Annotated in this window: 1 tRNA gene and 2 rRNA genes (1 of these 3 running past the window's edge); all 3 read right to left on the bottom strand. The window is 55.2% G+C overall.

What is annotated here, in order from left to right:
• Positions 1-77: transfer RNA gene (locus tag ED655_RS15375), tRNA-Met, on the bottom strand.
• A gap of 35 nt (positions 78-112) precedes the next feature.
• Positions 113-227: ribosomal RNA gene (gene rrf, locus ED655_RS15370) — 5S ribosomal RNA — on the bottom strand.
• A 113-nt stretch (positions 228-340) separates the two neighbouring features.
• Positions 341-3060, bottom strand: a 23S ribosomal RNA gene (locus ED655_RS15365) (it continues 21 nt past the right edge of the window).

Genomic DNA, 3060 nt, shown 5'->3' with positions numbered 1-3060 from the left:
TGGTTGCGGGGGCAGGATTTGAACCTGCGGCCTTCAGGTTATGAGCCTGACGAGCTACCGGGCTGCTCCACCCCGCGGGGGTGGTGGTGTGTTTTGTGGGGTGGATCAGGGGACCTGGCGGCGACCGACTTTTCCGCATCTTGAGATGCAGTATCATAGGCGCTGGGGCGTTTCACGGCCGAGTTCGGGATGGGATCGGGTGGAAGTCTCCCGCCATAGCCACCAGGTCTTCTGATCCACCCGACAACTGTGTGTCGGTGTGGAGGTTGGTGTTTTGTGTATGATGAGTGTGATTGCGTGGATGATTGCTATGCATGTGTATGCTCTCTTGTGAGAGCGTTGTGTGAGCGATATGGGCGATTAGGACCGGTTAGCTGCACGTGTTACCACGCTTCCACACCCGGCCTATTGACGTGATGGTCTTTCACGGCCCTGTGAGACCTAGTTTTGAGGTGGGTTTCCCGCTTAGATGCTTTCAGCGGTTATCCCGTCCATACTTAGCTACCCGGCTGTGCCGCTGGCGCGACAACCGGTACACCAGAGGTATGTTCATCCCGGTCCTCTCGTACTAGGGACAAATCCTCTCAAGTCTCATACACCCACGGCAGATAGGGACCGAACTGTCTCACGACGTTCTAAACCCAGCTCACGTACCACTTTAATCGGCGAACAGCCGAACCCTTGGGACCTGCTCCAGCCCCAGGATGTGATGAGCCGACATCGAGGTGCCAAACCTCCCCGTCGATGTGGACTCTTGGGGGAGATCAGCCTGTTATCCCTAGAGTACCTTTTATCCGTTGAGCGATGGCCCGTCCACGTGGGACCACCGGATCACTATGGCCGACTTTCGTCTCTGTTCGAGCTGTCACTCTCACAGTCAGGCGGGCTTATGCCATTGCACTCGACAGTCGGTTTCCGACCGACCTGAGCCCACCATCGCGCGCCTCCGTTACACTTTGGGAGGCGACCGCCCCAGTCAAACTGCCCACCATGCAGGGTCCCGGACCAGGCTAGACTGGTCTCGGTTAGACATCAGAAAAATTCAGGGTGGTATTTCAAGGACGGCTCCACCGGTACTGGCGTCCCGGGTTCGTAGCCTCCCACCTATCCTACACAGGATGTCTCTGATGCCACTGCAAAGCTGCAGTAAAGGTTCATAGGGTCTTTCCGTCTGACCGCGGGTACCCCGCATCTTCACGGGGAATTCAATTTCGCTGAGTCGATGCTGGAGACAGTGGGGAAGTCGTTACGCCATTCGTGCAGGTCGGAACTTACCCGACAAGGAATTTCGCTACCTTAGGACCGTTATAGTTACGGCCGCCGTTTACCGGGGCTTCAATTCAATGCTTGCACATCTCCTCTTAACCTTCCGGCACCGGGCAGGCGTCAGGCCGTATACGTCGTCTCTCGACTTCGCACAGCCCTGTGTTTTTACTAAACAGTCGCTACCCCCTGGTCTGTGCCACCCGCCCATGGTTGCCCACAGACGGGTCTTGCTTATCCCGAAGTTACACAAGTAATTTGCCTAGTTCCTTCAGCATCGTTCTCTCAAGCGCCTTGGTATTCTCTACCAGTCCACCTGTGTCGGTTTCGGGTACGGTCTATACGCCAGAGCTATTTCCTGGAATGCTCCAAAAGCCTGGTCAATCCAATAAGACCAGACAACATATCGCATTCGTCACTTCTGGCAGGCCCAGTAATATTCAACTGGTTCCCATCGACTACGGCTTTCGCCCTCGCCTTAGGGGCCGGCTCACCCTGCGTGGATTAACCTTGCGCAGGAACCCTTGGACTTTCGGCGACAGTGTTTCTCGCACTGTTTGTCGCTACTCATGTCAGCATTCGCACTTCCGATATCTCCAGAGAGGGTCACCCCGTCTCCTTCGCAGACCTACGGAACGCTCCGCTACCGCGCATATCATAGATATGCACCCACAGCTTCGGCACGTGGCTTGAGCCCCGTTACATTTTCGGCGCAGGGTTTCTATTAGACCAGTGAGCTATTACGCTTTCTTTAAAGGATGGCTGCTTCTAAGCCAACCTCCTGGTTGTTTTGGAATCCCCACATCCTTTCCCACTTAGCCACGATTTGGGGGCCTTAGCTGGTGGTCTGGGCTGTTTCCCTCTCGACAATGGACCTTAGCACCCACTGTCTGTCTGCCACGCTCATACTCCTCGGTATTCGGAGTTTGGTTAGGTTTGGTAAGACTTTGGGTCCCCCTAGCCCATCCAGTGCTCTACCCCCGAGGGCAATACGTGACGATCTACCTCAATAGATTTCGCGGAGAACCAGCTATCTCCGAGTTTGATTGGCCTTTCACCCCTAGCCACAGCTCATCCCCGACTTTTTCAACAGGCGTGGGTTCGGCCCTCCAGTGCGTGTTACCGCACCTTCAGCCTGGCCATGGCTAGATCACTCGGTTTCGGGTCTTCTGCCAGCAACTCATTCGCCCTATTCAGACTCGCTTTCGCTACGCCTACACCTACCGGCTTAAGCTCGCTGCAAACAGAAACTCGCTGACCCATTATACAAAAGGTACGCCGTCACCCCATAAGAGGCTCCGACTGCTTGTAGGCATCCGGTTTCAGGTCTCTTTCACTCCCCTCATCGGGGTGCTTTTCACCTTTCCCTCACGGTACTTGTTCACTATCGGTCATCAGGGAGTATTTAGGCTTGGAGGGTGGTCCCCCCATGTTCAGACAGGGTTTCACGTGCCCCGCCCTACTCGAGAACCATCATGAACACTACGCATACGGGGCTATCACCCACTATCGCCGGACTTTCCAGACCGTTCTGCTTCTTTCACAATGATTACTGGCCTGTTCCGCGTTCGCTCGCCACTACTAGCGGAATCTCTGTTGATGTCTTTTCCTCCAGGTACTGAGATGTTTCAGTTCCCCGGGTTCGCCTCATACCCCTATGTATTCAGGGCATGATACCTATCGCTAGGTGGGTCTCCCCATTCAGATATCCACGGATCAAAGCTTGCTCGCAGCTCCCCGTGGCTTTTCGCAGCGTGCCACGTCTTTCGTCGCCTCCTGATGCCAAGGCATCCACCG

It is taken from the genome of Asaia bogorensis (genome assembly GCF_900465345.1).
In the GTDB taxonomy this organism is placed as follows: domain Bacteria; phylum Pseudomonadota; class Alphaproteobacteria; order Acetobacterales; family Acetobacteraceae; genus Asaia; species Asaia bogorensis_A.
This window is presented reverse-complemented; position numbering and strand designations above follow the sequence as displayed.